This window comes from Salinimicrobium oceani, assembly GCF_012037645.1.
Genome location: NZ_JAAVJR010000293.1, coordinates 1 through 566 on the forward strand (window position 1 = coordinate 1; position 566 = coordinate 566).

The 566-nt window shown below is 45.2% G+C and carries 1 protein-coding gene; it reads right to left on the minus strand.

All coding sequences use genetic code 11. The features are described 5' to 3' along the window. A partial coding sequence (locus HC175_RS16795) for a metallophosphoesterase (RefSeq protein ID WP_209310040.1) occupies positions 1-554 on the minus strand: 554 nt, incomplete at its 3' end. Between the last annotated feature and the right edge of the window lie 12 nt (positions 555-566).

Genomic DNA, 566 nt, shown 5'->3' on the forward strand with positions numbered 1-566 from the left:
TTGATGCCGATAAAACCAATTTTTACACCTTCGATCTCCTTGATCCAGTAAGGCGGAAAAAGCGGCTTTCCATTATCCTGATGAAACATATTCTGTGCGATAACGGGGGTATTGTAGTGGGTCATTATATCCATCATCCGGTCTTTTCCATACACCACTTCCCAGTTTCCGGGGATGATCACGTCATACCCCATGTTACTGATGAGCTCCGGGAAAATACGTCCTTCAGAAAGTGCGGCATATCCGCTACCCTGTATGAGATCTCCCCCATCTACGATGATGGTGCGACCGGGATTTTTTCCCCTTTCCTCTTTAAAAAGGGTTTTAATATTCGCCAGGCCGCCTCTTTCCTTAAAGACGATCTCTCCATTTTCCCAGAAGAGTTCCGGGTGGGGATCAAGTTGCCCGTGAATATCTGCCGTCTGCAGTACAGTTATGCTTAGGGTATCTTTTGCCGTTACTGCTGAACCTGCATTCGCTCCTGTTAGCCTGTTACAGGCCGTAAAACTATATATGGCAATTCCTGCCAAAAAAATTCCTTTTAATATTCTCATTTCCGGAGATTT